Origin of the sequence: Aquiflexum sp. (assembly GCF_041749095.1) — a bacterium.
Classification (GTDB): Bacteria; Bacteroidota; Bacteroidia; order Cytophagales; family Cyclobacteriaceae; genus Aquiflexum.
The window spans coordinates 1-4,740 of sequence record NZ_JBGTCA010000233.1 but is presented as its reverse complement, the minus strand read 5'-3'; the positions used below and the strand labels follow the sequence as shown (position 1 = coordinate 4,740).

Sequence of the window (4,740 nt, the reverse complement as noted above, 5' to 3'; positions counted from 1 at the left end):
AACTTACCGGGCACAAGAAGCTTTGGGGTGGATTTAAGGGTAAAATTTTAATGATGAAGACGATGAAAAATTATATAACAACAATATCCATTTGTTTGGTCATGAGCTCATGTAGCTGGGATGACTTTGGGGATTTAAATGTAAACCCCAACGAATCCACATCACCAAAGACTAGTGCCTTGCTTACAAATAGCATGTTAACGACTGGAGATAATGTTTTGGCGATAACAGGTGTGCTATATGTGCAACATTTGGCCAACAAACAATATACTTCTGATGATAATTACCAGACGATTAACTTCGCAACAGATACTTGGTATGATGGACCTTTGGCAGATTTACAAAAAATCATTGAAATTAATACGGATGAATTGACCAAAGTGGTGGCTTCTGCGGACGGATCCAACGAAAACCAGATAGCGATTGCCAAAATATTGCAATCGTACTATTTCTTGTTTTTGACCGATCGTTGGGGTGACCTGCCCTATTCCGAAGCACTAAGGGGAAATGAGGGATTACTCACGCCAAAATTTGATCCACAATCTGAAATCTATGACGGTAGCATTCAGACACTTAAAGATGCCTCAGCCATGATTGTAACAGGACCGGGAACAATTCCGGTCAAAGGAGATATCCTGTTGGATGGAGATATGGAATTATGGAAAAAGATGTCCAATACCATCCGGTTGGTGGCTGCACAAAGGCTTTCCAAAGTTAACCCATCAAAAGCAGCTACTGAGTTTTCATTGGCATTCAATGATGGTGTGATAGCGCTGGACAATTCAGAGAATTTGGTGTTCAGATATTTGAACATTCAGACATATGAAAACCCATACTATTCCTCCTTTGTTACCCAAAGTCGTCGGGATTGGACAATTGCTGACCCTCTGATGAATTTTATGCAATTGGAGTCCTATACCAGCCCCCACAGTGGAGGAAAAGGTAAGATGAATACTGTTGCGGATCCCCGCTTGCCAGTATATGCCAATCCTATAGAAAATACGACCAATCAGTTTATTGGTATGCCCTATGGGTTGACAGAAGCTGATGCAGGTTCAGTCCCTAATTCAAAGGTATCCTTTTTGGGCAATGCCTTCAGGCAGCAAAATTCCCCGGCTTATATCTACACTTCTGCCCAGATTGCCTTTGCATTGGCGGAAGGCGTTGTTAGAGGTTGGATTCCCGGAAATGCCAAGGCATATTATGAACAGGGCATACTGGCATCATTAAACCAACATGGTGTCGGGGCCGGCTTTAATGCATACATCACCAATAGTGAGGTGGCATATGACCCCGGACGGGCATTGGAACAAATACTTACCCAAAAGTGGATCGCTCTTTTCCCTAATGGATATGAGGCATGGGCAGAATGGAGAAGAACCGGATTCCCGAACCTTGTTCCTGCGGCCAATGCGTTTACCCCTAGCTTACAGATTCCCAGAAGACAGGCTTATGGCACTACAGAAGCCAATTTGAATACAGAAAACCATAAGGAAGCCCTTGCTAGGCAAGGATTCCAAAATGATGATCTTGACGGACGTGTTTGGTGGGATGTCAGAGAATAATTGGCTGGATTATATATTAATAAAAAAGAGGGGCTTTCGATTTCCCCTCTTTTTTATATCCCATTTAGTTTACAGCTTTTAATGCCATTGTATATCCGGTAAGCTCATGGTGGCGAGATCAAAATCACCTAAAAGAAGGTGAGGGAAACAGAATTTTTAATTTTTCTTCCATATTTTTAATATATTCATATTCAATAATTTAGGAAAGGTGCGAGTTGGCATTTTTCCAATATCCTTTTTTCCTTTTTTAGTTTTATTACCTATTTAAACTAAGCCTTTGAAAACATTCAATCTGCTTCTCGCCATATGTGTTGGATTTCTGTTTTCATGCAACAGCAAGCAAGAATTTAAATCACCTGAAAAGAGTATTGAAAAAGAATCTCTTGTTCCATTGCAAAGAACAGTAATAGCCGACCTCCCCGACAGCCTGCAACCCAAAACCTATTTTTTGAAAGACATGCCAAAACCAATGGTCAGAGCCGTTCCAAAGAGAGGAGGTGAAACTATCATGCTGCCCGTTCTGGAAAACGAAAAAGGTGAACCCATTTTGGACGAAGAAGGCAATACGATTTTATTGGGAGATGGTGGCTTATCCGATTTTACCACTTTCACCACAGGTGATGGATTGGCCTTAGATGTAGTTCTATGTTCTATAATGGATAAATCAGGAAATCTTTGGTTTGGTACTCAGCGGGGAGTTAGCAGATATGACGGTAAGTCCTTTACTAATTTTACCACTTCCCACGGGCTTACTAGTAATTATGTATTCAATATGATAGAGGATAAATCCGGGAATATTTGGATTGGTACTTCTGACGGTGTAAGCCTTTTTGACGGAAAGTCCTTCACTATTATCACAACAGCTCAGGATCTAAAAAATAATTATGTATTGACTATCATGGAGGATAAAAATGAAGATTTTTGGTTTGGTACATATGGTAATGGTGTTACGAAATTTGATGGTCAGAATTTTACCAGTTTTACTACAAAAGACGGCTTGGCAAGTAATGTAGTTGGGAGCATTTTGGAGGATAAATCCGGAAATCTTTGGTTTGGGACTAATGGTGGGGGTGTAAGCCGTTATGATGGGGAATCTTTTACCACATTTACTATGGCCCAAGGACTTCCAAATAACTTCATTTGGAATATTTTTGAGGATAGGACAGGGAAACTGTGGTTTGGAACTAGTGGGGGAGGTTTAAGTCAATATGACGGAAATTCTTTCACTACTTTTTTGGCAGAACTTGGTCAGGCAAAAATTAATTCTATCTCTAGTATTTTTGAGGATAATGAAGGAAGCCTTTGGTATGGTAGCTGGGAAAAAGGTGTGAGCTGTTATGATGGTAAATTCTTAAAAAATTTTACAAATACTCAAGGTTTGGCAAATTCCACAGTTTTGAGTATTACTGACGATAAAACTGGTAGCATTTGGTTCAGCACAAATGGTGGCGGAGTCAGCCGGTATAACGGAAAAGCATTTATTAATTTTTCCAAAGCCCATGGTTTGCCAGGTTCTAAAGTTAATAGCATTAATGAAGATAAAACCGGAAACCTTTGGTTTAGTACTGAAGGTGGGGGAGTGAGTTGTTTTGACGGCAAATCATTTACTACTTTTTCCAAAGCACATGGGTTTTCAGATTTTCAGGTTTATTGCACCATTGAGGATAAAAAAGGAAACCTTTGGTTTGGCACAGTAAACGGAGTGTTTAACTTAAGTGGCAAATTCTTTACTCACTTTACTACCGCACAAGGGCTGACAAGTAATTTTGTCCAGTGCATCACAGAAGATAGTGAGGGTAATCTTTGGTTCGGTACAGTAGATAATGGGGTAAGTAAATTTGACGGCAAATCTATCACCAATTATTCAAGTGATCACGGATTGGGAAATAATGATGTAAATGTAATTTTGCAAGATAGTTTTGGAAAAATTTGGTTTGGTACTAACGGTGGAGGAGCAAGTCGTTATGATGGTAAATCATTTGAGAATTTTACAACTGGTCATGGGCTTTCAAATAATTTTGTTAATACAATTTATGAGGATGTCTCAGGGAATCTTTGGTTCGGAACTGACAAAGGTTTAAGCTTTTTGACCTTGAAATCCTACAACCAGTTGGTTCAAGGGGAATCACAAAATGGAGATTTTGAATCCGATCAAAATCCTGATAACCATACATATCAGATTCAGAGTGAATCAAAGATCAAAATCGCAAAACAAAATAGTGTTTCTCCCACTTTTTTTAAAAGTTTTGGAATAGCTGAAGGATTGCCGGATGAAGCGGTTACCCAAATTCTTCAAATGGTTAATGGAAAGATGGCAATAGGTACCAATCTAGGTTTAACTGTTTTTAATATTTCCGAAGACTATACATCCCTCACTGATTTGGAAATATTCAACTCCTCTACAGGCAATCCTGTAAAGGATGTTAATTTTGGGCAAGATGCGATGCTCTTGGATAGTAAAGGCATTATCTGGGCAGGGACAGGTTCTGATAAAACAGCTTTGGTAAGATTCGATTATGAGGCATTGTACAGAAGTGTTGTGCTACCTGTAGTGGTCATCCAATCAATAAAAGTAAAAGATGAAAACATTAGTTGGCATACCATAAAGGAATCTGTTAATAATGTTGATACCAGAAAATCAAACCAAAAATTTGAAATGGTAAATTCCCAAGAAGGTATTACAATACCTGCCTATATCACAGAGGAAGTTAGCCTTTTTGGAAGGGAATTAGGATTGGCAGAAAGGGATAGTATGAAGCAGCGGTTTGGAAAGATTGAATTTGACGGTGTCAGGCCATTTTATCCTTTGCCTGAAAATCTGGTATTGCCCTACAATCTCAATCAGGTTTCTTTTGAATTTGTAGCCATTGAGACCTCACGTCCCCAAATGGTAAAATATCAATACCTATTGGAAGGGTATGACGAGGACTGGCGCCCTGTCACCAATCGATCGAACGCCACCTTTGGCAATATCCATGAGGGTACCTATACATTTAAGCTAAAGGCACAGGGAGCCAATGGAATCTGGACTGAGCCTATGACATATACTTTTAGGGTTTTGCCACCTTGGTACCGCACTTGGTGGGCTTATGGAATTTATCTCTTATTCTTTGCTGGGCTGGTTTGGAGAATTCACTTGATCCAAAAAGCGAGAACAATCAGACTAGAACGTGAA

General features: G+C 39.6%; 2 protein-coding genes. Both read left to right on the top strand.

Going from position 1 to position 4,740, the window contains the following annotated elements; all coding sequences use genetic code 11:
* The coding region (locus tag ACEW8O_RS11215) for a SusD/RagB family nutrient-binding outer membrane lipoprotein (protein ID WP_373494720.1) at positions 1–1,565 on the top strand (1,565 nt) is incomplete at its 5' end.
* A 277-nt stretch (positions 1,566–1,842) separates the two neighbouring features.
* On the top strand, positions 1,843–4,740 hold a 2,898-nt coding region (locus tag ACEW8O_RS11210; protein ID WP_373494719.1), incomplete at its 3' end, for a two-component regulator propeller domain-containing protein.